Source organism: Microbacterium binotii (assembly GCF_021398715.1).
Lineage (GTDB): Bacteria > Actinomycetota > Actinomycetes > Actinomycetales > Microbacteriaceae > Microbacterium > Microbacterium binotii_A.
The window spans coordinates 2160497-2186626 of the sequence record NZ_CP090347.1; the positions used below are offsets into that span (position 1 = coordinate 2160497).

Genomic DNA, 26130 nt, shown 5'->3' on the forward strand with positions numbered 1-26130 from the left:
GCGTGCGGCACGAGGTAAGAGACTACTGGGGTCGCAGCGTGCTGATCCAATTGGCGAGGAGACGGATGCCCGCAGCCCCCGATTTCTCGGGGTGGAACTGCGTGGCGCTGAGAGGCCCGTTCTCCACGGCCGCAAGGAACGGGGAGCCGTGTGTGGCCCACGTGAGCACCGGCTCGGCGAACGGCGCCTGAGGCGGCATCGTCCAGTGCTGCGCCGCGAAGGAGTGCACGAAGTAGAAGCGCTCGTCCTCGAGCCCGGCGAACAGACGTGAGCCCGCATCCGGTGAGACCGTGTTCCAGCCCATGTGCGGCAGAACGGGCGCGTCGAGCTCGGTCACCGTCCCCGGCCACTCGCCCAGCCCGTCGGTCGCGTCGCCGCGTTCCACGCCGTGGTCGAACAGCACCTGCATCCCGACGCAGATCCCGAGCACGGCGCGGCCGCCGGCCAAGCGCCTGCCGATGAGCTCGTCGCCCTTGCTCGCCCGCAATGCCTCCGCCACCGCTCGGAACGCTCCGACACCCGGCACGAGCAGGCCGTCCGCATCCTGGATGAGTCCGCGGTCGGCGGTCAGCCGCGCGTCGGCACCGGCTGCGGCCAGAGCCTTGACGGCGGAGTGGACGTTGCCCGAACCGTAGTCGAGGACCGCGACCAGCGGCGCGTCGGTCACAGGGCGCCCTTCGTGCTCGGGATCCCGTCGACGAGCGGGTCGAACGCCTTCGCCTGGCGGAACGCACGTGCGAACGCCTTGAACTCGGCCTCGGCGATGTGGTGCGGGTCGCGGCCGCCCAGAACGCGCACGTGCACGGTGAGCGCCGCGTTGTAGGCGATGGCCTCGAACGCGTGACGCACGAGTGACCCGGTGAAGTGACCCCCGATCAGGTGGAACGCATACCCCTCGGGCTCGCCGTCGTGGACGAGGTACGGGCGGCCGCTGATGTCGACGACCGCCTGCGCGAGCGCCTCGTCGAGCGGCACGAGCGCATCGCCGTACCGCGCGATCCCGCTCTTGTCCCCCAGAGCGGCGCGGATCGCCTGGCCGAGGACGATCGACACGTCTTCCACGGTGTGATGTGCGTCGATGTGGGTGTCACCGGTGGCCCGCACCGTCAGATCGGTGAGGGAGTGCTTCGCGAACGCCGTCAACAAGTGGTCGAAGAACGGCACGCTCGTCGAGATCGAGCTCTTGCCGGTGCCGTCGAGGTCGAGCGAGAGCTCGATCTGCGACTCGCTCGTGGCCCGGCTGAGCTCGGCGGTGCGGTGCGATGCGGGCTGCGCGGTCATGCCTGCGAGTCTATCGACGCCATGGCCGCCAGGAACGCCGTCGTCTCAGCCTCGGTCCCCGCCGTCACGCGCAGGTGACCGGGGATGCCGACGTCGCGGATGAGGACGCCACGTTCGTACAGCGCGCGCCACACGGCCGCAGGGTCGGCGACGCCGCCGAACAGGACGAAGTTGGTCCATGACTCGTGCGCGAGGTAACCCATCGCGGTCAGCTCGCCGCTGATGCGATCACGCTGCGCGACGATCTCGTCGACCATGCCGAGCATCGTGTCGGCGTGGCGCAGCGCGGCCTCCGCTGCCGCCTGCGTCAGGGCGCTGAGGTGGTACGGAAGCCGCACCAGACGAAGAGCGTCCACGACCGCGGGATCAGCAGCCAGGTACCCGACGCGCGCACCCGCGAACGCGAACGCCTTGCTCATGGTGCGGGAGACGACCAGCCGCTCGCGCCCTGGCAGAAGCGAGATCGCCGACGGGGTGTCCCGCGGGGCGAACTCCTGATAGGCCTCGTCGACGATGACGATGCCGCGGCTGGCCTCGTACACCGCCTCGATGACGTCGAGGGTCATCGGCGTTCCGGTCGGATTGTTCGGGGCGCAGAGGAAGATCACGTCCGGGTCCGCCCGACGCACCTGTTCCGCGGCGGACACAGCGCTCAGGCTGTAGTCCTCGGCGCGAGTGCCGGCGACCCACTCCGCCCCCGTCGCCCGGGTGAGCAGCGGGTACATCGAGTACGTGGGCGCGAAGCCGAACGCGGTGCGCCCAGGACCCGCGAACGCCTGCAGGACGTGCTGGAGGACCTCGTTGGACCCGTTGGCCGCCCAGATCTGCTCCGCGACCAGTCCGCCGCCGAGGTAGCCGGCGAAAGCAGCGCGCAAACGGCTGAACTCGCGGTCCGGGTAGCGGTTGACCTGTTCGAGGGCGGCACCGATCGACGCGAGGATGTCGGACGCGACATCGGCCGGGACGGGATGCGTGTTCTCGTTGACGTTCAACGCCACCGGAAGCGGCGCTTGGGGCGCGCCGTAGGGCTTGAGTCCGCGCAGATCGTCGCGGATCGGCAAATCATCGAGGCTGATCGTCACGCGCTCCATCGTAGAACCGCGCAGGACCTCACTCGCCCGAGGCGTACTCCGCCGGGATGGCCAGACGTTGCCCGGCGCTCACCTGCGCGCCCGGCAGGGTGTTGAGCCGCATGATCGCGTCGACGACGTCGCGCGGGTCGTCTTGGGGAGCGACCTCCTCCGCGATCGACCACAGCGACTCCCCCGCCATCACCGTCACCATCTCGAACGAGCCGGCGGCTGCGCCGGGCTCGCGCGAGGCGAGCGCGGACCCGCCGCTGATCACGCCGACGGCCAGCGCCGCGACGACGGGCAGAGCGACGAGCCAGGCGAGCACCCGACGACCGCGCGCGGTCAGACGCAGGCGGGTGGCGACGGGGGCGGCGAACTCGATCGTGCTCATGACGACTCCTTCAGGACGGGAAGAGATTCGTACCCGACCCTCCGGCCGGGAGAGCCGGGTACGAACTTCTCTTCCGAAGCTATCTTCGATTTACGGTACTGTCAAGCGATCGCGAAACCGGTCGAGTTTCGAAGACGACACGCCCTGCGCAAGGACTGGATCGCCGCCGATTCCCGCTACGGTTTGGCTGAAGACACCGAATCATCGACCTCCGACATTCGAACGGAACAGACCCGACGGGAGCGCCGCATGGCCACCAACCAGAAGCCGCAGACCCGCCGGCGCAAGAGCCTCAGCGACAAGCAGCTCGCGATCCTCGAGGTCATCCAGCACTCGATCGCCCGCCACGGCTACCCGCCGAGCATGCGCGAGATCGGGGACGCGGTGGGACTGAAGTCGCTCTCGAGCGTCACGCACCAGCTGAACCAGCTCGAGCTCTCCGGTTATCTCCGACGCGACCCCGGCAAGACGCGTGCCATGGAGGTCCTGATCGATCTGCCGGGCACCGCCGCCGAGAACCCGGCCGACGCCGCACCCCCCGTGGGCGATGCCGCGCTGGTTCCGCTCGTGGGGCGGATCGCTGCGGGTGTGCCGATCACGGCAGACCAGCACGTCGAAGAGATCTTCCCGCTGCCCCGCCAGCTCGTGGGCAAGGGAGACCTGTTCATGCTGAAGGTGTCGGGAGACTCGATGATCGACGCGGCGATCTGCGACGGCGACTGGGTCGTGGTGCGTTCCCAGCCGACGGCCGAGAACGGCGACGTCGTCGCCGCGATGCTCGACGGTGAGGCGACCGTGAAGACGTTCCGGCGCCGCGACGGGCACGTATGGCTCCTGCCGCGCAACACGGCCTTCGAGCCGATCCTCGGCGACGATGCCGTCGTGCTCGGCAAGGTCGTCGCGCTCATGCGCGCGGTCTGACTCGCCGCTCTCTTCGGGAGACCCCGGGGCCGCCGCGTAGCGTGGGGGCATGACCGACACCAGCTCCTACGGTTCCTGGCCCTCGCCCATCTCCGCCGCCGACGTCGCGAGTTCCTCCACGCGCTTCGACGGTGCGCGGTTCGTCGGCGAGGAGATCTGGTGGGCGCAGTCGGCGCCAGAGGAGGGCGGCCGCATGGCGGTGCGCCGCCGACAGCCCGACGGTCGGATCGCGGATGTCCTTCCCGCTCCGTGGAACGTGCGATCCCGGGTGCACGAGTACGGCGGCGGCGCGTGGTGCGCGGCCGAGGACGGGCGACTGTTCTTCGTGGAGGCCGGCGACCAGCGCGTCTACGTCCTCGACCCGGGCAGCGCTCCGACTCCGCTCACGCCCGAGGCGGACGGCACGGCGTTCGGAGGCCTGGTGTGGGCGTCCGGCCGCCTGCTCGCGGTGCGCGAGCGCACCGCGGCATCCACCGGGGAGCGGGCCATCGTCGAGATCTCGCTCGATGGCGCCGATGCGCGGGTCATCGCACACGGTGACGACTTCGTCGCCCAGCCCGCGCTGTCTCCGGATGGTCGGCATCTCGCATGGATCGGGTGGAATCACCCCGACCTGCCCTGGGACCGCACGCGCCTGCACGTGGGGCGTCTGCGCGACGGCGTGGTCGAGGATGTCGTCACCGTCACGGACGGCGCGGCCTCGGCGCTCCAGCCGGTGTGGACCGGCTCCGACGAACTGCTCTACCTCGACGACGCGTCCGGCCGGTGGCAGGTGCAGCGCGTGCGACCGGACACCGGCGAGCGCAGCACCCTCACCCATGACGACGCCGACACGGGCGGCGCGCTGTGGACGCTCGGGATGCGGTGGTTCGCCCCGCTCGAGGACGGACGGGTCGTCGCGGTGCGCACGAACGGCGAGGACTCTGTCGTGGTGATCGATCCCGCCGACGGCACGACCCGCTCCGTGGGCATCGACGGCGCCTCCCAGACCTTCCTCGAGGATGCGCGCGGTACGCGCCTGCTGATCACGACGGCGTCCGCATCCGCCCCGCTCGGACTCTGGCTCGTGGATGCGGACGGCACAGCGGCACCGGAACGTCTGTCCGGCGACGATCTCTCCGCGCTCGAGCCGTGGTTGCCCGCACCCCGTGCGTTGACCGCCGACGGACCCCACGGCCCCGTGCACGCCTACTTCTACCCGCCGACGCATCCGGAGCTCCACGGCCCCGTCGACGAGCTCGCCCCCTGCCTCGTGTGGGTGCACGGCGGACCGACCGCCCATGTGGGCCCGGCCGCATCGCGCAAGATCGCGTACTTCACGAGCCGCGGCATCGGGGTCCTCGACGTCAACTACTCCGGCTCGACCGGCTACGGGCGCGCCTACCGTGAGCGGCTGCGCGGCCAGTGGGGCGTCGCCGACGTCGACGACGTGATCGCGGCCGCGCGGCATGTCGCCGCGGCCGGTCTCGCGGACCCTGACCGACTGGCGATCGAAGGAGGGTCAGCCGGCGGCTGGACGGTGCTCTCGGCGCTGACGCGCGGCGATGTCTTCGCTGCGGGGGTCTCGCGCTACGGCGTCGGCGACGCCCGCGCGCTCGTGGCGGACACGCACGACTTCGAGTCGCGCTATCTCGACGGTCTGATCGGTCCGCTGCCGGAGACGGAGGAGGTGTACGTCGAACGCTCACCGCTCACGCACCCCGAGCGATTCCGCGTGCCGTTGCTGATCCTGCAGGGCTCCGAGGACCGGGTCGTGCCGCCGGCGCAGGCCGAGGCCATCCGCGACGCTCTGCGTGAGCACGGCGTGCCGCACGCGTACGTCCTGTTCGAAGGCGAAGGGCACGGGTTCCGGCGCCGGGAGACCACGATCGACGCGCTCACCTCGGAGCTGGCCTTCCTCGGAGAGGTGCTCGGCTTCACCACGGACGCGCCCGAGCTTCCGCTGTCGATCGGCGCGTTGCACATCGCCGGCGGCCCGGACGGACGAGAGGTGTTCGTCGACCCCGAGAGCGATGTGACGCACGGGGAGCGCGACCTCCGCGTCGTCGTCGCGCGCGAGCCCCTGCGGCCCCTCGTCGCCCGCCCGCGCACGCGCGAGTGGGCCGAGACCCTGCGGGCGGCGGGATTCACCGCGACGACGAACGATCCGGACCTGTTCGTGCTCCTCCCCGCCCTCGACGGAGAATGAGGCGTCCTCAGGCGAGGAAGGCTTCGAGCCTGCCGGCGAGCGCCGCGCCGACGCGGGCGTGGAGGGCCGTGCCCTCCGCCTCGTGCGACTCCTCGTAGATCATCCCGTGCTCGTGCACGGCCGAGACCAGGTCGCCGCGATCGTACGGCAGCAGAACCCGCAGCTCGACCTCCGGCAGCGGAAGCGCATCCTCGATGACCTGGCGGAGCTCGTCGATGCCTTCGCCCGTGCGGGACGAGACGAACACCGCCGAGGGCACGAGCCCTCGCAGCAGGAGCCGCGCATCGTCGTCGATGAGGTCGGCCTTGTTGAACACGACGATCTCCCGCGTGTCACGCGCTCCCACGTCACCGATCACATCGTGGACGGTGGCCAGCTGAGCGGCGGGATCGGGGTGCGAGCCGTCGACGACGTGCACGATGACGTCGGCGTCACCGACCTCTTCGAGCGTCGAGCGGAACGCTTCGACCAGCTGGTGCGGGAGGTTGCGCACGAATCCGACCGTGTCGGTCAGTGTGTAGATGCGCCCGTCCTCGGTCACCGAGCGTCGAACGGTGGCATCCAGCGTCGCGAACAGCGCGTTCTCCACGAGGACGCCCGCGCGTGTGAGCCGGTTCAGAAGACTCGACTTCCCCGCGTTCGTATACCCGGCGATCGCCACGGCGGGGATCGTGTTGCGCTTGCGCTCGGCGCGCTTGGCATCACGGGCCGGGGCGAAGTCGCGGATCTGACGACGCAGCTGCGCCATCCGGGTGCGGATGCGGCGGCGGTCGAGCTCGATCTTCGTCTCACCGGGTCCGCGCGAGCCCATACCTGCGCCGCCGGCGCCGACCTGGCCACCGGCCTGACGGCTCATCGACTCGCCCCAACCGCGGAGGCGCGGCAGGAGGTACTCGAGCTGGGCGAGCTCCACCTGCGCCTTGCCTTCGCGGCTCTTCGCGTGCTGGCTGAAGATGTCGAGGATCACGGTCGTGCGATCGATCACCTTGACCTTGACGACGTCCTCGAGCGCACGCCGCTGGCTCGCGGCGAGCTCGGTGTCGGCGATGACGGTGTCGGCGCCGACGGCGGCGACGATGTCTCGCAGCTCCTCCGCCTTGCCACGGCCGATGTACGTCGCGGGGTCGGGATGCGGTCGGCGCTGCAGCACGCCGTCGAGCACGACGGCGCCCGCCGTCTCGGCGAGGGCAGCGAGCTCGCGCAGCGAGTTCTCGGCGTCCTCGGTGGCACCCTGCGGGTGAACGCCCACGAGGACGACGTTCTCGAGCCGCAACTGGCGGTACTCGACCTCGGTGACGTCTTCGAGCTCGGTCGACAGGCCACCGACGCGACGCAGCGCCTGACGCTCTTCGCGGTCGAACTGCTCACCGTCGCCGAAGCCGTCGGCGACGGTCGTCGCGTCCTGCAGCGCCTGCGCTCCGGCCAGAGGGCCGCGCATCCGTGCGCGAGTATCCGCTCGCGAGAGCACCCGGTCGACGTCGTCGAGCCGCTGCTCGTCGGTGGACGGGGGTGTTTCTGTCATCGTTTCCTTTCGGGGCGTCTCGCGCCCGCTCACTCTAGCCTCCCGCCTTCGGAGACTTACCGCTACGCTTCGTGTATGGGGAGTGACCACTACTTCACCGCGTCACCCGCCAGTCCCGAGAACCTCCGCACCATTCGTGTCAGCGTGGCCGGTCGCGACATCGACGTGACGACGGCCGGCGGAGTGTTCAGCCCGGATCGACTGGATGCGGGCACCGCCGTGCTGCTGAGCAACACACCGCCGCCTCCGGCCGGCGGCCACTTCCTCGACCTCGGATGCGGCTGGGGCCCGATCTCGATCTCGCTCGCGCTCTCGTCGCCACACGCCACGGTGTGGGCCGTCGACGTCAACCAGCGCGCCCTCGATCTCGTCCGCCGCAACGCGGAGAACCTCGGCCTCACCAACATCAACGCCGTGACGCCGGATGATGTTCCCGAGGACGTCGCCTTCCGCACGATCCGTTCGAATCCGCCGATCCGCGTCGGCAAGAACGAACTGCACGGAATGCTCGAGCGATGGATCCCCCGACTTGACGAGCGCTCCGACGCCTGGCTCGTCGTCGCCCGCAACCTCGGCGCCGATTCGCTGCAGCGCTGGCTCGCCGCATCCTTCCCCGCGGGCTTCAGCGTGCACCGCACCGCGACCGCCCGCGGCTTCCGGGTGCTCAAGATCCGTCGCCACGGAGCCGAAGCCACCGCTCCCATTCCGCTGCCCTGACGGTGATACGCTCACCTCACAACGACTGATGGGCTGAGGGCGCAGTTCGGGCGGGGGATGCGCCGATCGGAGCTTTCCCATGCCCTCTTCCTCCTCCGTCGGCATCCGCTCGTACCGTGCGCTGCCGCGCATCGCCGGGTGGGACTACCTCGTCGCGACGAGCCTCGGACGTCTTCCCCTGTCGATGGTCCCGCTCGCCGTCCTGACGCTCGTGACCTCTGCCACGGGGTCGATCGCGGTGGGCGGCTTCGCCGCGGCAGCAGCCGCGATCGGCGAGGCCGTGGGCGCTCCCGCCTCCGGGGCGATCGCCGACCGCATCGGGCAACGTCCGGTCCTCCTCGTGGGCGTCGTCGTGCACGTCGCACTGCTCCTCGTCCTGACGTGGGGCGCGGGGCACGTCTCCGACCCCGGGGCCGTCGCTCTCGCCGCCGGGATCGGGCTGAGCCTTCCGCAGGTCGGCGCGTTCTCCCGCACCCGGTGGCTCTCGCTCGCTCCGGATGATCTGCCGACCGCCTTCGCCTTCGAGGGCGTCATCGACGAGATCTCCTACATCTTCGGACCCGCCATCGTGGGCCTCACCGCCGCGTTCGTGTCACCGCAGGCGGCGACGCTCCTCGCCGGTGCGCTCGTGGTCGCCTTCGCGACACAGTTCGCCGTGCACCGCACGCACCGCAGCGTGCCGCGGCGGCGACAGGCGCCGCCGCGGACAGCAGCCCCCGCGGGGCGCCGGACTCTGCTGGTCACCGCGCTGGTCGGAATGCTGGCGATGGGCACGTTCTTCGGCGCGAGCCAGACGGGTCTCACCGCCTTCGCGGGGCGCATCGGGATCCCGGATGCGGGCGCGCTCCTCTACGCCGTCATGGCGGTGGGCTCGGCGATCACGACGCTGTCGATGGTGCTGATCCCGGAGCGGATCGGCACCTGGACACGATGGAGCGTTGCCGCCTGCGGGATGGCTCTGGGGGCGTCGCTCATGCTCGTCGCCGACGACGTCGTGTGGATCATCGGCGCCGGACTCGTCGCCGGCGCGTTCCAAGGACCGCTGTTGTTGACGATCTTCCGGGTCGTGGGCGACGCCGCCGACGAGGGGCGGGCCGGGATCCTGTTGACCCTCACCACGAGCGGCATCGTTCTCGGCATCGCGGCGGGCTCCGCCCTGTCCGGACTGCTCGCGCAGAACCTGGGCGCTGCCGCGGGGTTCCTGCCCGTGCTCACCGCGACGCTCGTCCTGCTCGCGATGGGCGTGGTGGGCGCTGCCGCCGCCAAGGGCGGAGAGCGCACCGCATCCCGTTAGGCGAGCGTCACCTCGCCGTGGAAGACCAGCGACGCGGGGCCCGACAGCAGCACGTGCCCGTCGTGCATCCGGACGCCCAGCGTCCCGCCGGGCACATCCACGACCCACGCATCGGGCGCCGCGGGTCCTGCCCAGTGGCGCACCGCGAGAGCCGCGGCGGCCACACCGGTGCCGCAGCTGAGGGTCTCCCCGACGCCCCGCTCGAAGACCCGCATCCGGATGCCGCCGACGCCCCCCACGACGAGGGGATCGCTCGGAACGACGAACTCGATGTTCGCACCGGCGGGCGGCTGAGGGTCGAGCAGGGGCTGCGCCGTCAGGTCGAGCGCTTCCAGCTCGGCCTCGGAGGACAGCGCCACGACGACGTGGGGATTTCCCACATCGACCGGCTGGCCCGGGCGCGCGACGTCCAGACCGCGGGCCCGCACGAGAACGTCGTTCTCGTCGACGACCCACTCCCCCAGATCCACTTCGAAGCCGCGCTCACTGCGCGTGAGCGTCTTGACCCCGGCTCGGGTGCCGATGCGCAACGGCGCGTCCAGCGACGCCAGATCCTGATCCTCGAGGAAGCGCGCGAACACCCGCGTGCCGTTGCCGCACATCTCGGCCTTCGATCCGTCGGCGTTGCGGTAGTCCATGAACCACTCGGCGCCGGCTGCGGCAGCGGCCGCGCCCTCGGGGATCCGCACCGACCGCACGACACGCAGAAGTCCGTCCGCGCCGATGCCGAACCGGCGATCGCAGAGCACCGCGATCTGGTCATCGCTGAGATCCAGTTCGCCGTCCGGATCCGACAGGATCACGAAGTCGTTCCCGGTTCCGTGGCCCTTGGTGAACGGGAGCGTGCGCGACATTCCGCCAGTCTACGGGCGGAGCGGGGCGGAGCTGTCCGCCGGGCGAAGGGCCGTCACGCCTCGACGATGTCCGCGACCGCCGTCCCCGCGGTGATGCGGCGGGCGGCGGTGTAGCGGCGGAACCAGGAGACCTGGCGCCGGGCGTATCGGCGGGTCAGCGCCTGGGTCTGGGCGATCGCCTCGTCACGGTTCAGCCGGCCGTCGAGCTCCCCGATGGCCTGCGCATACCCGATGGCTCGCCTCGCCGTGACCCCGGTGTCGAGTCCCCTCTCGCGCAGGGTCGCGACCTCGTCGAGCAGGCCGTCCCGCCACATCTGCTCGACGCGCGCGTCCAGCCTCGGCACGAGCACGTCACGCTCCTCGTGAGCGATCAGCAGGTGGGTCCGCGGGTGCCAGAGGCGCGGGTCTTCGGGCAGCGCGGCACCGTGGGTCGCGGCACCCTGGGCCAGGATTTCAAGAGCCCGGACGATCCGCCGACCGTTGTGCGGATCGACGCGCTCCGCGGTGACCGGATCGACGCTGCGCAGGCGCTCGTGCAGCGCTCCGGGGCCGAGCTCGTCCAACTCCGTCTCCAACGCCCGGCGCAGCGCCTCGTCCCGCGGAGGAAAGCGGAAGTCGTACGCGACCGCGGAGACGTACAGTCCCGAACCGCCGACGAGGATCGCGTCGGCGCCCCGGGCGTTGATCGCGTCGATCGCCTGCCGCGCCCGCGTCTGGTAGTCCGCCACAGCGGCTTCCTCGGTCACCTCGAGGACGTCGAAGAGGTGATGCGGGATCCCGCGCCGCTCGGCGACGGGGAGCTTCGCCGTGCCGATGTCCATTCCCCGGTACAGCTGCATGGCGTCCGCGTTGACGATCTCGGCCGCCCGCCCCCGTGCGCGAAGCTCCTCGGCCAGCGCGAGCGAGATCCCGGTCTTCCCCGTGCCGGTGGCCCCGGCCACGATCCACAGCCGGGGCGCGGACATCACTGCTCCCGACGAAGCGACGGCAGACCCAGAGAGACCGCCTTCGGGCCGGAACCCGAGGGAGAGGGCACACCGCAGGAATCGGCCTCCGCGCGATCCCACGCGTCGCCGGAACGGGTGCGACGGATCACGAGCGGAGCGCCGTCGGGCGAATCCGCCAGGAGGTGGAACGGAGCCGCGTGCGTCACCACGACGGAGACGACGTCACCCGGGCGAGGCACGGGCGAGGCGTCGGGGACCTCGAAGTGCACGAGTCTGTTGTCCTCGGCACGTCCGGTGAGACGGCGCGTGGCCGCATCCTTCTTGCCCTCGCCGGCTGAGACGAGCACGTCAAGGCGGCGACCCACCTGCTTCTCGTTCTCTTCGAGGCTGATGCGCTCCTGAAGGGCGACGAGGCGCTCGTACCGCTCCTGCACGACCTCTTTCGGCACCTGGTCCGCCATCGTGGCAGCGGGGGTGCCCTCGCGGATCGAGTACTGGAAGGTGAAGGCGCTCGCGAACCGCGCCTGTTCGACGACTCGCAGGGTGTCCTGGAAGTCCTCTTCCGTCTCGCCCGGGAACCCGACGATGATGTCGGTGGAGATCGCGGCGTGCGGGATCCGCGCGCGCACCCGGTCGAGGATGCCGAGGAAGCGCTCCGAACGGTAGGAACGGCGCATGGCCTTGAGGATGCGGTCGCTGCCGGATTGCAGCGGCATGTGCAGCTGCGGCATCACAGCGGGCGTCTCGGCCATTGCGTCGATCACGTCGTCCGTGAAGGCGGCGGGGTGAGGGCTCGTGAAGCGGATCCGCTCGAGGCCCTCGATCTCGCCTGCGGCGCGCAGGAGCTTGCCGAATGCCTGACGATCCCCGAACTCCACGCCGTAGGAGTTCACGTTCTGGCCGAGCAGCGTGACCTCGATCGCGCCGTCGTCGACGAGCAGCCGGATCTCGCTCAGGATGTCGCCCGGTCGGCGATCCTTCTCCTTGCCGCGCAGGCTCGGAACGATGCAGAACGTGCAGGTGTTGTTGCACCCCACCGAGATGGAGACCCACCCGCTGTACACGCTGTCGCGTTTGGTGGGCAGCGTCGACGGGAAGATGTCGAGGGACTCGAGGATCTCGAGCTCGGCCTCCTCGTTGTGCCGCGCCCGCTCGAGGAGCTTCGGCAGCGAGCCCATGTTGTGGGTTCCGAAGACGACGTCGACCCACGGCGCCTTGTCGACGACCGTCTGCTTGTCCATCTGCGCCAGGCAGCCCCCGACGGCGATCTGCATCCCCGCATGTGTGCTCTTGCGGGACTTCAGGTGCCCGAGGGTGCCGTAGAGCTTGCCGGCGGCGTTGTCGCGCACGGCGCACGTGTTGATCACGACCACGTCGGCCTCGGCACCGGGCTCGACGGGGACGTAGCCCGCCGACTCCAGCGACCCCGAGAGACGCTCGGAGTCGTGCACGTTCATCTGGCAGCCGAAGGTGCGCACCTCATAGGTCCGCGCACGTCCGTCGGCGTCGAGCGCGGCGGGTGAGGCGGCGATGAGGGTCGGAGCGCTCGAGGGGATCGTCATGATGGGAGCCATTCTACGTTCGCGCTCCCGCCCGGAGGGATGCGGGACACGTGGCGCCGTCTCCCGCATCCCCGCGCTCAGGGAGCGGCCACCGGTCCCGCCGATGCCGTGCCCAGAGTGACGGTCGCGATGCTCGCCGGTGTGGCGAACGGCGCGAGTCCGAGGCGCAGGGCCGAGACGCGGTACTGCGCGGTCGAATCGGGCCCCGCGACGATGTAGCCGACGTCCGGAGGGGCGTTCGCCTGGTCGGGTTGCACGTTGACCATGATCGAAAGGACGGAGGGCAGAGCGTTGACCACGCTTCCCACCGCGGTGAGGACGGCGTTGACCGCGGTCGAGAGCGTGCTGCCCAGCGTCGTGATCGCGGCGAGCACCGTGGTGGTGATCGCATTGGCCGCCGCTGTCACCAGCGTCGGCCCGAGCGCCGTCACGGTGGAGATGAGCGAGGACACCGTCGGCAGCCCCAATGCGGCGAGAAGCGTGTTGATCGGCCCTGTCACGCCCGCCGCAGCGGCGGACACCGTGAGGGCCGCCGTGCCGTCCAGCACGGCTCCGATCGTGCCGGTGAAGTCGATGCCCACGTTGAGCACGTTCAGGCCGGGCAGCACCACGGGAGGCAGAGGCGGCACCGAGGGGACGGTGACTCCCGGCGCCGCGACGACGGCATCCAGATCGATGGTCAGAGTGGCGGCACGCACGGCGGCGGTCAAGGCGGCGACGACCTGCGAGCTCCAGTTGTTCAGGAGAGTGCCGACTCTGGTCACGATGGGGTTGAGGACCGTGTTGTTCAGCACGATCTCGGTGTTGGGTGCCGCGTTGTTCAGCGAGGGCAGCAGCGCATCCAGATCGACATCGATCAGGCCGGACTGCAGATCGACCGTCACGACACCGTCGGTGAGGGGCGTCGTGAGCAATCCGCTCACCGAGTTCGCGAGGTTCAGTCCTGTGACGGTGACCGTCCCGCCGACCGAGGTCGTGAGCACACCGGGAAGCGCCAGGTCGAGTCCTGCCCCGAGTGCGTTCGAGAGCACTCCTGAGGAGCCGGTCAGCGAGTCCACCGCCGCCTGTATCGAGCTGACCCCGGAATTGACGTTCGTCACGAGCGCGGAGACCGCCGGGGAGTCCAGTCTCAGCCCCAGTCCCGCGATGCCGTACGCACGCGTCGCGACCGGCGTCGCCGGCGTGATACCCCACAGCTGCTCGCGCAATGCCGCGCATCCGTCGAGAACAGAACTCGCCGCAACCGCTCCCACCTGCAGCTGGGCGTCAGCGATACCGGCGATCGACGGGAGGAGTTGCCCGATGCGCACTGTCGCGGGCGAGGGCAGATCCGCGGGAGGCGTCGTGCCCGACACCTGGACGGCGCCGGAGTTGTTGATCAGACCGGACGCCCCCGCAGCCGAGCCGAAGGTGTCGACGCGGGCATACTGGTTCGCCGCACCCAGCGCGGCCCCGGGGAGCGGAACGGAGAATCCCGTCAGATTCACACCGACGATGCTCAGCAGCGACAGGTCGAAGGGATTGGCGTAGACGTAGCTCGAGGGCGGCATGGAGCCGAGATCGACCGCGTCCGCGGGCGAGATCTCCGCCCCGTCCTCGTCGAGTGCCAGTGTCATCTGCTCCAGATCGGCCACCGGATCGAGACTGGTGCCGAGGAGGCTTCCCGACAGGAAGCGTCCGTAGGAGGTCGCTTCGAACCCGCTGTCCTGGCCGCAGATCAGCGACGACGTGCCAACGTCGTCCGCGTGGACCCACTCGGCGTCCGTCCACGACGCCGACGTCGCGGTGATGCTCGACGGAATCAGTAGAGCGGCGGACGCAGCGATCGACAACGGCACCAGTCTCCGCGTGTTCATGCCCCCACCTCCTGACGGCGCAGCCGCAGTGCCGCGCCGAATCCCAAGAGCCCCGCCGCGATGGCGGCGACGGCCAGCAGCATTCCCACATCCGCCCCGGTTGCCGCCAGACCTCCCGCGCTCGGGGGGCCGGCAGGGCGGTCCACCGCCACGGCGGTCAGACCGACCCCCATGCGCCCCGTGAGACCCATGAGAGTCGTGTCCGCGCGCGCTGCCGCGTCGTCGTCGACCGACAACGTGACGAGCAGGTACTCCGGAGAGGTCGGCGTGAGCGGGCGCAGCTCGAAGACAGGAGAGGAGGCGGTGAAGTCGTCCGCCGGCGTGGCGACGGCGACGGCTCGTTCGCCGGACGCGCAGACGGGCGTCGAATCGAGCGAACTCCACGGCACGTCGCAGACGGCGACCGACATGGTCAGCCCGCGCGGATGCTCCACCAGCTCACCCTCCTTGCGCAGCTCTAGAGCGAGGGTCGCGCGCGAAGCATCCTCGAGACGCGCTCCCACCTGCCAGAACGCGGCTTCCCCTGGACTGATGTCGAGGAACTCTGCGGGATAGGGCTCGCTCGAGAGGACGAGACGTCCGGGAGCGCCCGTGGGCGGGACATCGATCAGTGCGGCGTTGGCCCTGGCGGCCAGCAGCACCCCGCCGGCGATCATGAGCGCAGCGGACAGAACGGCGACGAGCACGCCGACCGATCGTCGCCACGCGGGCGGGAAGACCTCTGACACGGGCAACTCCTCAGTCTCGAACGACGGCCGCATCCGGGTCCCCGCGCGGAGGACGGGATGCGGAGGGCCACAGCGCCCACGCGATCGCCGCGGCGAGCCCGATGGCCAGGGCGATGCTGACGAGGGGCGACTTTGCCCAGATGATGACCCACCCCGCATACGGGGTGGAGACGAGGACGCGCGGCGCCTCCTCGACGATGTAGCGCGCGGAGTCCACGAACGAGTTCGCGTCTCCGCGGAGGGTGAGCTCCCGCGCGGACGGCCGTCCCGCGACGTCGTCGATCTCGACGATGCGGTGGGTGACCGGTGTCACGCCGTCCTCCTTGAGGACCGTCACGACGTCGCCGACCTTCAGCTCGGCGGCGGCAACCCGCTGCACCACCGCAGCAGCGCCGGTGGGCATCGTGGGACTCATCGACCCCGTGACGAAGACGATGACGGACAGCGACAGGATCGAGGACACCGCGAGCCAGAGCAGCGTGAGAGCGCCGAGGACGCCGAGAGCGGCGAGCAGGGCATCGCGGAGGCGGCGCGGCCGCTCCGGGGCGGAGCCCGCGGGCTCCGCCCCGGCCCCGTCGTCGCCGGCGGAGGCGATGAGCGTCGCGTGTGAGCGACGGGGTGCGGTCGTCATGGTGGTCGTGCCCTGCTCGCTCAGGACTCGGCCTGGAACTCCCAGGCGGGCGCGATCGACAGACCCATGTAGTCGTCGATCGTCGTGCCACCGGCCAGCGGAACCGGGTCCGGCAGGGTGACCTCGAAGCAGTAGTACTGGACGGACCCCGCGGCCGCCGCCAGAGCCTGCATGGCCGAGCCGCCGGTGGTGGCGAGCGGGCCGTCGGCGATGAGGGCGGGGGCACCGGGGGCGCCGCTGAAGGCCGAGGCGTCACAGGTGAAGGCGGCGTCGTCGGTCACGACACGAACGTCGAGCGCGGCGAACAGAAGGCCGGCCGGATCGTCCGCGGCGATGCCTGCGGCCGGAACAGCCGGCTGCAGCTCGACGTCGCCGGCGACGGATGTCGTGGACGTGCGCAACGCCACCTGCGCATACACGCTGTCTCCGGGAGTGAGCGCCGTCGCGTCGATGCCGGTGTTCTCGAAGACGATCTCACCGCCCGGGTTGTCCGCCTCATCGGTCCAGGTGCCGGCCCCGAACGGCGCGACGGTGTTCTGCTGGACGGAGAAGGACGATGTCCCCACCCCCGGACCGCCCGCGCCGTCGCCGCCGAACACCCACTCGGTGTCCGTCCAGGCCGCGACGGTGGCGGTGACGCCGAGCCCGAGGGCTGCCGCTCCCGCCGTGATCGCGAACACCTTGCGCCGCGTGTTGCTTCGCTTCTCTTGCGTCTGCATTCTGACCCCAACCTCTCCGTGTGTGCGCCGGAAGCGTCGTCGCGTCCGGGAGACCCGCAGATCCACTCCGGACGCTAGGACGTGTCGTGCGGGACTGTCGCCCGGAGGGAGTGGATGTCGGTACCGGGCTGCGCAGTCCGCCGGTATCGGAGCGGCCTCGGCTGCCGCCCTGCAGATCTGCTCTGCGTAGTACCGGCACCAGAATTGCGTAGTGGCCTCAGCGGCACCTCCGTTGCCGAGCGCGCCCGCCTCGGTATCGTGGGTGGCGAGCGTCGGCGTGGATGCACCCCCGGCGCCCGCCATATCCGGTGTCCTGGGGGGAGAGCCGTGCGAGACGAGACAGCGGATGAGGCCGCATCCGGACCGGAATCCGGGGAGCGGCGGGAGCTGGACGAGGCCGCGGAGTCGATCGAGGCCGGGGTCAGCGTCGTCGTCGCCGGCCCGCTCGGCACGGGAAAGACCGTCCTGACGCGTCGGCTGGGGGAACGCCTCACCGAGCGAGGATGCCAGCCGCTGCTCCTTCACCCCGCTCCCCTTCCCGACGAGGTTCCCTTCGAGGCGCTAGATGCAGCCGATGACGAGCGGGCCGAGCTCGTCCGACGCGGCGCAACGCCCGCGGGCACCGTCGTGTTGGTCGATGATGCGCAGGATCTGGACGAGGCATCGGTGACGGCCCTGACCCGCGCCGTCTACGCACGGCGAGCAGTCGTGCTGTTCGCACTCTCGGTCCCACGCGTCGCCGATGCGGCGGGTGCAGGCGTGGCGACGACGACCATCCTCGATCTCTGGCTGCGCGGCTTCGCGCAGCGCATCGACCTCAAGCCCGTCTCGGAGCGACGGGCGCGCATCATCGTGGACCGACTGTCCCGTGGACTGCTGGATCGGATCACGACGGAGGCGATCGTCTGGCAGGGAAACGGCTCTCGCACCCTCCTGCGCGAGTTGACCCGGACGGCCGTGGCCGCCGTCGAATCCGACGTGGACCCGCTGGAGGCGATCCGATCGGCCCCTGCGCAGGGTGGGCTCTCCGCGGCGACCGACGCGCACATACGCGAGCTGGACGTGGACCGAATGCGCACGCTCGTCCTCATCGATCGCGCGCCGGGTCTGCCCTACGGCGACGCCGTACGCTGCGTCGGACGATCCTCGCTCGACGGTCTGCTCGCCAGCGGGTTCCTGGCCGAAGACGGATCGGCCGTGCGTCGTCTGCACGCCGTGACCCCTCTCGCCCGCGCGGCAGCGCGTCGACTGGGCGGGGAGTACGCGATCGCTCTTGCCGACCGCAGCGTCGCGGGTCTCCTCCCCCGTGCAGGAGAGCCGGTGGACGAAGCACTCGCCAATGCCGTCGCGTCTCAGCTGTTTCTTCACCCGCACGCGGCATCCGCACTCGCCTCGGAGACCAGGGAAGAGGTGCTCGTCGGCGCGGCGCGCAGCGCCAACGATCACGAGGACTACGGAATCGCCGCGGCGTACGCCGCGCTGGGGCTGGAGGGCGGCGACTCGGAACGCCTGCGGGTCGAGCACTTCTATGCGCGGACGATGCTCGCCGACGCGGTGAACGCGCCGCGCTCGGTCGGAGTCGTGTCGGGCACGGCTCGCGTCCGCGCGGCGATGCTCCGCACTCGCCTCGCGGCCCGCAGCCGGCACACGGCGGCGGAGGAACTCCAACGAGCTCTCGCGGGATCGGGCACCGGCATAGAGATCTCCGCTGCGGAGCACCTGGAGGACCGACTCCTCGAGGCGCAACGAGCGACCGCCGAGATGCGGTGGGAGGACGGGGCCCGCGCAGCCGAAGCGGTCATCGTCGACGCTCCAACAGAGGTCGGGGTCCGTGTCCGCGCTCTGATGACCCTCGTCCTGACCACCGCCATGCGCGGCGACGGCGGCGCGACGCGGCGCGAGCTGGAACGCGTCCGATTGGTCCTGGACACGGATCACGACGGGCCGGTCGACGGAATCGCGCGCGCTTCGCTTCTCTGCGGCGCTCTCATGGCCGCACAGATCGTGGGCGAGGACCCGACACCGCTCGGCCCGCACATCGCCGAACTGCGACGACTGGCCGTGCGCACCGGTTGTCGCCGCCTCGCCGCGCTCACCGGGCTCGCGACCTCGCTGGCCCTGGCGCTCGATGCGGACGCAGACGCGGCGGTGACGGAGCTGCGGATGGCGCGGCGTCGGCTCCACCCCGCTCCGCAGGATCCACTGGTTCCCTTCCTGAAGCTGTGCATCGCGCATCTCCTGGCGTTGCACGGGCGCGTCGACGTGGCGGAGGAGACCCTCGCTCGGATAGGCGCCGTGTGGGGCACCGCCTCTCCGGTTCTCGAGCAGGGCTTCGCGGCGACAGAGAGCGTGGTCTCCCTCGCGGCGGGGCGGACCGATCTCGCGCACGACGCTGCGCGACGCGCCCTCGACCTCTCCACTCGACTCGACGCTCCGCCCGTGCGCGTGAGAGACCTCTATCGCGCGATCGTGCTGGGAATCGACCCCGATCGGATGCGACGCGAGATCGCCGTCGCGGCGGCAGGGTCGGATGCCGCCATCGTCGAGAGTCTCGTCGTGCTCGCGCTCAGCGCGGACGAGGGTGCCGCGACGGACGCTCTCGACCTTCTGCGACGAACGGTCGCGTTGGCCGGCTCGACACCGGGGTCCGGGGCGACCACGGCCCCCGTCACATCGAGCACGAGGAGGACCCTCACCGTTCTGACCCGACGTGAGCGCGAGATCGCCCATCTGATCGATGAGGGGATGAGCAATCGGGACATCGCGAGCCGGTTGTTCCTGTCGGTGCGAACGGTCGAGTCCCATATCTTTCAGGCGCGGAGGAAGGTGGGTGCGCCTACGCGTCGCGAGCTCGGCCGTTTCGTCACGCGCGGGCTGTCACCGCAGGACGATCGGTGGCGCGCGGCACCGACCGCCTGAGCGAGCCGTCAGTCGAAGCGCGGGCCGCGGGCTGCGGGGCGCCGCACCTCCGTCAGCGCCTGCCGCGCCGCGGTCATCGCGACGGACGAGGGGTAGCCGCGGCGAGCGAGCTGACCGACGAGTCGGCGCAGTGCCGCGTCGTCGTCGCGACCGCCGACAGAGGTCGCTTTGCGCCGTGCGAACTCGAGGGCGCGCTCGGCGTCGTCGTCGCCCACCGCCTCGAGCGCGGCATCGGCGACATCGCGCGGAACGCCGCGGCGGGCCATCGCCTGCGCGATCGCGATGCGACCTTCACCCCTACGGGAGACGCCGACGTGCACCAGCTGCTCAGCCAACGCCGCATCGTCGAGATACGAGAGACGGAGGAAGTCCGCCACGATCTCCTCGACGGCGTCGCTCGACAGATCGCGCTGAGCGAGGAAGGTGCGCGCTTCGCGCTCGGAGAGCGAGCGCGACCGGAGCTTGCGCAACAGCGCATCGGACGCCGCCTGCACGAGCGCCGTATCGTCCACTTCGGAATCGGTGACGGCCTCGTGCGAGGTATCGAACGGAGACGTGTCGCGCGCGTGGTCCGATCCGGGGGCGAAGAACGGGCCGCTCCCCCGCTGCACCGATTCCGCGGGAGCAGCCGAGCGCGCCGCGAAGAGCGGGATCACCGGGGCGAGGCCGTCCGCCTCGCCCCGGTCGTCCTCGTGGGTCATGCCGGGCGTCGCTGAGCCAGCTCGTCTTCGACCGGCGCCTCGACGACGGGGCCGATACCGAGCTTGGTCTTGATCTTCTGCTCGATCTCCGCAGCCACGTCGGCGTTGTTGCGCAGGAAGTTGCGGGCGTTCTCCTTGCCCTGCCCCAGCTGCTCGCCGTCGTAGGTGAACCAGGAACCGGACTTCTTCACGATGCCCTGGTCCACGCCGAAGTCGATGAGGCTTCCCTCGCGGGAGATGCCGGTGCCGAAGAGGATGTCGAACTCGGCCTGCTTGAAAGGCGGCGCCATCTTGTTCTTCACGACCTTGACGCGGGTGCGGTTGCCCACCGCTTCCGTGCCGTCCTTCAACGTCTCGATACGACGGATGTCGAGGCGGACAGACGCATAGAACTTGAGCGCCTTTCCACCCGCCGTCGTCTCGGGCGAACCGAAGAACACACCGATCTTCTCGCGGAGCTGGTTGATGAAGATGGCGGTGGTCTTCGTCTGGTTCAGACCACCTGTGAGCTTGCGCAGCGCCTGGGACATGAGGCGCGCCTGCAGACCGACATGGCTGTCGCCCATCTCGCCCTCGATCTCCGCCTTGGGCACGAGGGCGGCGACCGAGTCGATGACCACGAGGTCGATGGCGCCGGAGCGCACCAGCATGTCGGCGATCTCGAGCGCCTGCTCACCCGTGTCGGGCTGCGAAACCAGGAGCTGGTCGATGTCGACACCGAGCTTCTTGGCGTAGTCGGGGTCGAGCGCGTGCTCGGCGTCGATGAAGGCGGCGATTCCGCCCGCGCGCTGCGCGTTGGCGATCGCATGGAGGGTCAACGTGGTCTTACCGGAGGACTCCGGACCGTAGATCTCGATGATGCGTCCGCGCGGCAGGCCACCGACGCCGAGTGCCACATCCAGCGCGATGGAACCGGTCGGGATGATCTCGACCGGGGCGCGGTCTTCGCTGCCCAGTCGCATGACCGAGCCCTTTCCGAACTGCCGGTCGATCAGAGCGAGTGCCGATTCGAGGGCTTTCTCGCGGTCTGCGGGTGAGGGCATGAGGGTTCCTTCTGCTCGATGTCGGTCGCCTGTAGGCTGCCGCTCCACCCGGCACAGGGTCCGGCTTCGGCGGCAAGGCGTACGTGTCGTTGCGACATCTCCCACGGTAGGCAGGGCCTCCGACATCGCGTCGGGATGCTCCGCATCCGTGGACAGACATCCCTCGGACGCCGTCTGTGCAGAACACTACGCGTGAATCGAACAGATCTTCGACGACACGCCGTCGTCATCGACGCGGTTCGAGCCGCCCCACTCCGTACCGGCGGTTCGGCGGGACGTCCATCTCCGCGCACAGTGCGAGCCAGACGTCGCGCGTCGGCTCACCCGCCGCCAACGCCTGCGCGGCCGTGCGGTCACCGGCACCCGCGAGTACGAGGTCATCGACCAGATATGCCCCGCGTGAGCCGAACTCGTCTCGAACGGCGCGGTCGAATTCGCTGCGGCGCATTCAGCGCAGCGAGAGTTCGGGCGAGGCCATCGCGACCAGCTCGTCCGGAACGACGTCGGGGAAGGAGTTGATGCCCTCCAGCACCGAGAGTCGATCCGAGACCTCTCGCATGATCGTGGAGATGGGAACATCCAGCGCCTCGGCGACGGCGCCGAGGATCTCGCTCGAGGCTTCCTTCTGTCCACGCTCGACCTCGCTCAGGTACCCCAGCGCGACACTCGCGCGACTGGCGACCTGACGAAGGGTGCGACCCTTCTGCTGACGGAGCTCACGAAGGACTTCGCCGATCTCATGACGTACCAGGATCATTTCGAGCCCTCCTTTTACCGAATCCGTCGTGCACCGGGTGCATAACGCTACAACAGTGCGTGCGGCCAATCTAATCCCGCGCCGCTGGGTGACGGATGAGAATCGCACAACGTAACCCAGTGGTAACCCGATCTGTTCCCTCAGAGCGCCTCGAGCACCATCCGCAGCGCGCGTCGCGCGGTGCGCTGGCGGATCTGCTCGCGGTCACCGTCGAGCTGCAGCAACTCGACCCTCGTGCCCAACGGCGTCGACACCGCCACGAACACGGTCCCGACCGGCTGCCCATCCGACGACGTGGGCCCGGCGATCCCGGTCGTCGCGACTCCGACATCCGCACCGGCGCCGTCCACCGCGACCGCCTCCCGCACCCCCTCGGCCATCTGTCGTGCCACCTTCGCCTGCACCGGGCCGCCGAGCTCGAGCACGAGCGGATCGACGCCGAGCAGGCTCTGCTTGAGCGCGGTGGCGTAGGCGACGATGCCGCCGCGCACCACCTTCGACGCGCCGGCGACAGCGACCAGCTGGCTGCACACCTCACCGCCCGTCAGCGACTCGGCGATGCCGATGGTCCAACCCAGCTCGCCGAGACGCTGGACGATGTGCTCCGCGTCCGTTCGACGCCCACCGACGATCGAGGTCTGCTCGTCGAGCGTGCTGTCGTCCATGAAACGCTCATTCGACATGGGCGCCCCCCGAACGGCGCGCACGGCGCCCTCTCACCTCGCTGATGACGTAGTCGATGCCGCTGGCGATCGTGAGGATGACGGCGATCCACATCGTGACGGTGTTCACGACGTGGATCCACTCCCCGACCAGCGGAGCCAACGGTGCGAGCGCCAGCGAGAGCGCAACGGCCTGGGCGACCGTCTTGAGCTTTCCCATCCAAGCCGCGGCGAGCACGTGGTCGCTGACGACGGCGAACCGGTACACGGTGATGCCGACCTCGCGAACCAGCACCACGATGGTCACCCACCAGGGCAGCTCACCGAGGATCGAGAGGCCGACGAAGGCGCACCCGGTGAGCGCCTTGTCCGCGATCGGATCCAGGAGCTTGCCGAGATCGGTGACGATCTCGTAGCGCCGGGCGAGGTAGCCGTCGATGCCGTCCGTGGCGATCGCCACGATGAACAGCACGGTCGCCGCCCATCGCATCGCACCGCCCTCGCCGGCGTCGGCGAGCAGCAGCCAGAGGAAGACCGGCGCGCACAGGATGCGCACGATCGTGATCGCGTTGGGAAGCTGTCGGGGAACCGCCACGATGCGAGCCTAGCGAGCGGGGAGCGTTCAGTCGCGCCCGGTGAGGCTCCAGGCGTCCTCGGAGCCTTCGTCGCCGTCGACCACCTCGAGTCCGTCGAACTGTGCGTCCACCGCATCCGATCCGTAGCGGTCGTCGACGGCGCCGCCTGCGGGCGGGTCCTCGCCGCGGAGGCGGGCGAGGACCCCGGGCAGCTGCTCCGGCGTCACCAGCACGTCACGAGCCTTGGACCCCTCGGACGGGCCCACGATCTCGCGCGATTCCATGAGGTCCATGAGGCGTCCCGCCTTGGCGAAGCCGACGCGCAGCTTCCGTTGCAGCATCGAGGTCGATCCGAACTGGGTGCCGACGACGAGTTCCGCCGCCGCGAGCAACAGCTCGAGGTCGTCGCCGATGTCGGCGTCGATCTCCTTCTTCTCGGTGACCGCCGCCACGTCCGCCCGGTACTCGGGGCGGGCTTGGCCGGTGACATGCTGCACGACCTTCTCGATCTCGGGCTCGCTGACCCATGCTCCCTGCACGCGGATGGCCTTGGACGCCCCCATCGGCAGGAAGAGGCCGTCTCCCTGACCGATGAGCCGGTCGGCGCCGGGCTGGTCGAGGATGACACGGGAATCGGTGACGCTCGTGACGGCGAAGGCGAGGCGCGAGGGCACGTTGGCCTTGATGAGTCCCGTGACGACGTCGACGCTCGGGCGCTGGGTGGCCAGCACCAGGTGGATGCCGCTCGCACGCGCCAGCTGGGTGATGCGCACGATCGAGTCCTCGACGTCGCGCGGGGCCACCATCATGAGGTCGGCGAGCTCGTCGACGACGACGAGGAGATAGGGATACGGCTTCAGCACGCGCTCGCTGCCGGCGGGCAGTTGGATCTGACCCGCCACGACCGCCTTGTTGAAGTCGTCGATGTGGCGGAAGCCGAACGACGCGAGGTCGTCGTAGCGCATGTCCATTTCCTTCACGACCCACTGCAGCGCCTCGGCGGCCTTCTTGGGGTTCGTGATGATCGGCGTGATGAGGTGCGGCACGCCGGCGTAGGAGGTGAGCTCCACGCGCTTCGGGTCGATGAGCACCATCCGCACCTCGGACGGCTTCGAGCGCATGAGCAGGCTCGTGATCATCGAGTTGACGAAGCTGGACTTTCCAGAGCCCGTGGAGCCGGCCACCAGGAGGTGGGGCATCTTCGCGAGGTTGGCGACGACGAACCCCCCGCCCACGTCCTTGCCCACACCGATCGTCATGGGATGCGTGGACTGCAGCGCGTTCTGCGAACGCAGGACGTCGCCCAGCGTCACGATCTCGCGGTCGGTGTTGGGGATCTCGACACCGATGGCGCTCTTGCCGGGGATCGGGGCGAGGATGCGCACCTCGTTGGAAGCGACGGCGTATGCGATGTTGTTGGTCAGGGCGGTGATGCGCTCGACCTTTACGCCCGGTCCGACCTCGACCTCGTACTGCGTGACGGTCGGCCCGCGCGAGAAGCCCGTGACCTTCGCGTCGACCTTGAACTGCTCGAACACGCCCATGATGGCGCGCACGACCGCGTCGTTGGCCTCGGAGCGCGTCTTCGGTGCCGATCCTGCAGCGAGGGCCGCGACGGAGGGCAGAGAGTAGGAGGCCGCCGGCGGAACGCGATCGCCACTGCCGCCGAAGCCCTCGATGCCGTCGAGGGTGGGCTGCGGGCCGGAGTCTCCGTCGTCCTGGAGGCCCGCGGCGGCGCGGCTGTCCGCGACCGCACGCTCGGCTGCGGCGATGACAGAGGGATCGATGACCTCGGTGAGGGCGTCCGGCGCCGGAGGCAGGGGCGGCGCAGGGCGCGCGGGCTCGAGGGCGTTGTCGAAACCACCGGCGACCGGAGTGTCGGTGAACAGCAGCTCGGTCAGATCCTGCGAGCCGGCACCTTCATCGGGGTCCTGCTCCCGTCCGGTCTTGTTGCGACGCCACCACGGCATCGCCTCCGTCGCATCGTCGTCGCCCGCGACGGTGCCCGCTGCGTCCTTCGACCGCTCGGCATTGTCCGCCGGCTCAAGGCGCTCGGCTCCGAACATCCACGCGTACAGGTCGCCGAGGCGGCGACCGATGCGGTTCGGGGGCGTGCGGGTGAGGATGAGCACGCTGAGCACGGCCAGCAGAGTCAGCACGATGCCCGCGCCGACCGGCGTGAGCAGAAGCGCGAGCGGCTCCCCCGCCATCCACCCGAACAGTCCGCCGGCGGTGCTGAGCGCGGGAAGACCGGCCGACGGCTGCGGACGACCCCCCAGAACGTGGCAGAAACCCGCGATGGTCAGGATGAAGAGCGCGAAGCCGATCCCGATGCGACCGTTGTCGTGCACCGAGGCGGGATGCCGGAACAACCAGCCGGCCAGCAGGACGAGGAAGACGGGGAGGATGAAGGAGACCCGGCCGACCAACCCACCGATGGAGTACGCGCTGATGGCCGCGGAGACCTCGGTGCCGATGAAGAACCACTCGATCACGGCGCCCGCGACGGCGAGGAGGACGAGCAGGAACGGGAATCCGTCGCGGCGCTGGTCCTTCTCGAGCGTCTCGGGCCCGAACGTGCGGAACAGACCGCCCGTGAGGTGCGCGAGCCCCATCCATGCGCGGACGACGACCGAGGGGCGATCGTCCTCACCCACATAGCGCTTGGGGGCGGGTTCGGGTTTCCGCGCGCGCGACGAACCGCCCTTCGCGGGGGCGCGACGCGTCGAGGCGGTACTGCGTGCCATGGTCCCACGGTAGATCCGACCCGCGACAGCGGCCGGTAGCCA

General features: G+C 70.1%; 24 protein-coding genes. 5 read left to right on the forward strand and 19 right to left on the reverse strand.

From position 1 onward, the window contains the following. Positions 1-22: 22 nt before the first annotated feature. The 4 genes from hisH to LXM64_RS10815 are packed head-to-tail and all read right to left on the reverse strand — an operon-like array spanning position 23 to position 2745. Entirely contained in the window at positions 23-667 is a 645-nt protein-coding gene (gene hisH / locus LXM64_RS10800) for an imidazole glycerol phosphate synthase subunit HisH (RefSeq protein ID WP_234073210.1), read from the reverse strand. Next, a complete protein-coding gene (gene hisB / locus LXM64_RS10805) occupies positions 664-1281 on the reverse strand; it encodes an imidazoleglycerol-phosphate dehydratase HisB (protein ID WP_234073211.1) in 618 nt (205 codons plus the stop codon). The genes hisH and hisB overlap by 4 nt, the downstream gene beginning before the upstream one ends. Next, complete coding sequence (locus tag LXM64_RS10810; protein ID WP_234073212.1) at positions 1278-2372, reverse strand: histidinol-phosphate transaminase; 1095 nt, start codon at positions 2370-2372, stop codon at positions 1278-1280. The genes hisB and LXM64_RS10810 overlap by 4 nt, the downstream gene beginning before the upstream one ends. A 19-nt stretch (positions 2373-2391) precedes the next feature. Then, complete coding sequence (locus LXM64_RS10815) at positions 2392-2745, reverse strand: LysM peptidoglycan-binding domain-containing protein (protein WP_234073213.1); 354 nt, start codon at positions 2743-2745, stop codon at positions 2392-2394. Positions 2746-2994: 249 nt separating this feature from the next. Between LXM64_RS10815 and lexA the strand changes: the two genes are divergently transcribed. Together lexA and LXM64_RS10825 are read left to right on the forward strand one after the other, a co-directional pair. Beyond that, entirely contained in the window at positions 2995-3666 is a 672-nt protein-coding gene (gene lexA, locus LXM64_RS10820; protein WP_234073214.1) for a transcriptional repressor LexA, read from the forward strand. 49 nt (positions 3667-3715) lie between these two features. Next, the gene (locus tag LXM64_RS10825; RefSeq protein ID WP_234073215.1) at positions 3716-5854 is read left to right on the forward strand and encodes a prolyl oligopeptidase family serine peptidase; all 2139 of its coding nucleotides are present in this window, start codon (positions 3716-3718) and stop codon (positions 5852-5854) included. Positions 5855-5861: 7 nt separating this feature from the next. Here LXM64_RS10825 and hflX read toward each other — a convergent pair whose 3' ends face one another. Then, positions 5862-7376: a GTPase HflX gene (gene hflX / locus LXM64_RS10830; protein ID WP_234073216.1), complete on the reverse strand. Its 1515-nt coding sequence runs from the start codon at positions 7374-7376 to the stop codon at positions 5862-5864. A 75-nt stretch (positions 7377-7451) separates the two neighbouring features. Between hflX and LXM64_RS10835 the strand changes: the two genes are divergently transcribed. After that, a complete protein-coding gene (locus LXM64_RS10835) occupies positions 7452-8093 on the forward strand; it encodes a class I SAM-dependent methyltransferase (protein ID WP_234073217.1) in 642 nt (213 codons plus the stop codon). 79 nt (positions 8094-8172) lie between these two features. Beyond that, positions 8173-9387, forward strand: coding sequence for an MFS transporter (locus LXM64_RS10840; RefSeq protein ID WP_234073218.1), 1215 nt, complete (start codon positions 8173-8175; stop codon positions 9385-9387). Here LXM64_RS10840 and dapF read toward each other — a convergent pair. From dapF to LXM64_RS10875, 7 genes are all read right to left on the reverse strand, one after another. After that, on the reverse strand, positions 9384-10241 hold the full coding sequence (gene dapF, locus LXM64_RS10845) for a diaminopimelate epimerase (protein WP_234073219.1): 858 nt from the start codon (positions 10239-10241) through the stop codon (positions 9384-9386). The genes LXM64_RS10840 and dapF overlap by 4 nt on opposite strands. A 53-nt stretch (positions 10242-10294) precedes the next feature. Further along, positions 10295-11206: a tRNA (adenosine(37)-N6)-dimethylallyltransferase MiaA gene (gene miaA, locus LXM64_RS10850; protein ID WP_234073220.1), complete on the reverse strand. Its 912-nt coding sequence runs from the start codon at positions 11204-11206 to the stop codon at positions 10295-10297. Then, positions 11206-12750: a tRNA (N6-isopentenyl adenosine(37)-C2)-methylthiotransferase MiaB gene (gene miaB, locus LXM64_RS10855; RefSeq protein WP_234073221.1), complete on the reverse strand. Its 1545-nt coding sequence runs from the start codon at positions 12748-12750 to the stop codon at positions 11206-11208. Before miaB ends, miaA begins: the two co-directional genes overlap by 1 nt. Before the next feature lie 77 nt (positions 12751-12827). Next, positions 12828-14606 carry a choice-of-anchor G family protein gene (locus LXM64_RS10860; protein WP_234073222.1) on the reverse strand — a complete coding sequence of 593 codons (1779 nt, stop codon included), beginning with the start codon at positions 14604-14606 and terminating at the stop codon, positions 12828-12830. Next, positions 14603-15334 carry a hypothetical protein gene (locus tag LXM64_RS10865; RefSeq protein WP_234073223.1) on the reverse strand — a complete coding sequence of 244 codons (732 nt, stop codon included), beginning with the start codon at positions 15332-15334 and terminating at the stop codon, positions 14603-14605. Before LXM64_RS10865 ends, LXM64_RS10860 begins: the two co-directional genes overlap by 4 nt. 10 nt (positions 15335-15344) lie before the next feature. Beyond that, the gene (locus LXM64_RS10870) at positions 15345-15965 is read right to left on the reverse strand and encodes a signal peptidase I (protein WP_234073224.1); all 621 of its coding nucleotides are present in this window, start codon (positions 15963-15965) and stop codon (positions 15345-15347) included. A gap of 20 nt (positions 15966-15985) precedes the next feature. Then, complete coding sequence (locus LXM64_RS10875; protein WP_234073225.1) at positions 15986-16684, reverse strand: SipW-dependent-type signal peptide-containing protein; 699 nt, start codon at positions 16682-16684, stop codon at positions 15986-15988. 327 nt (positions 16685-17011) lie between these two features. Between LXM64_RS10875 and LXM64_RS10880 the strand changes: the two genes are divergently transcribed. Continuing rightward, positions 17012-19603, forward strand: a complete 2592-nt coding sequence (locus tag LXM64_RS10880; RefSeq protein ID WP_234073226.1) for a helix-turn-helix domain-containing protein — start codon at positions 17012-17014, stop codon at positions 19601-19603. A gap of 8 nt (positions 19604-19611) precedes the next feature. Here LXM64_RS10880 and LXM64_RS10885 read toward each other — a convergent pair whose 3' ends face one another. The 7 genes from LXM64_RS10885 to LXM64_RS10915 form a co-directional block, all read right to left on the reverse strand. Continuing rightward, a complete protein-coding gene (locus LXM64_RS10885) occupies positions 19612-20304 on the reverse strand; it encodes a regulatory protein RecX (RefSeq protein ID WP_234073227.1) in 693 nt (230 codons plus the stop codon). Then, a complete protein-coding gene (gene recA, locus LXM64_RS10890; RefSeq protein ID WP_137416577.1) occupies positions 20301-21347 on the reverse strand; it encodes a recombinase RecA in 1047 nt (348 codons plus the stop codon). The genes LXM64_RS10885 and recA overlap by 4 nt, the downstream gene beginning before the upstream one ends. A gap of 226 nt (positions 21348-21573) precedes the next feature. After that, positions 21574-21795 carry a DUF3046 domain-containing protein gene (locus tag LXM64_RS10895; RefSeq protein ID WP_234073228.1) on the reverse strand — a complete coding sequence of 74 codons (222 nt, stop codon included), beginning with the start codon at positions 21793-21795 and terminating at the stop codon, positions 21574-21576. Then, positions 21796-22104 (reverse strand): helix-turn-helix domain-containing protein, encoded by a 309-nt coding sequence (locus LXM64_RS10900; RefSeq protein WP_137416575.1) that lies wholly within the window; start codon positions 22102-22104, stop codon positions 21796-21798. Between the two features lie 140 nt (positions 22105-22244). Continuing rightward, positions 22245-22769, reverse strand: a complete 525-nt coding sequence (locus LXM64_RS10905; protein WP_234073229.1) for a CinA family protein — start codon at positions 22767-22769, stop codon at positions 22245-22247. Between the two features lie 7 nt (positions 22770-22776). Then, positions 22777-23361, reverse strand: coding sequence for a CDP-diacylglycerol--glycerol-3-phosphate 3-phosphatidyltransferase (pgsA, locus tag LXM64_RS10910; RefSeq protein WP_234073230.1), 585 nt, complete (start codon positions 23359-23361; stop codon positions 22777-22779). Between the two features lie 27 nt (positions 23362-23388). Then, entirely contained in the window at positions 23389-26088 is a 2700-nt protein-coding gene (locus LXM64_RS10915; protein ID WP_234073231.1) for an FtsK/SpoIIIE family DNA translocase, read from the reverse strand. Between the last annotated feature and the right edge of the window lie 42 nt (positions 26089-26130).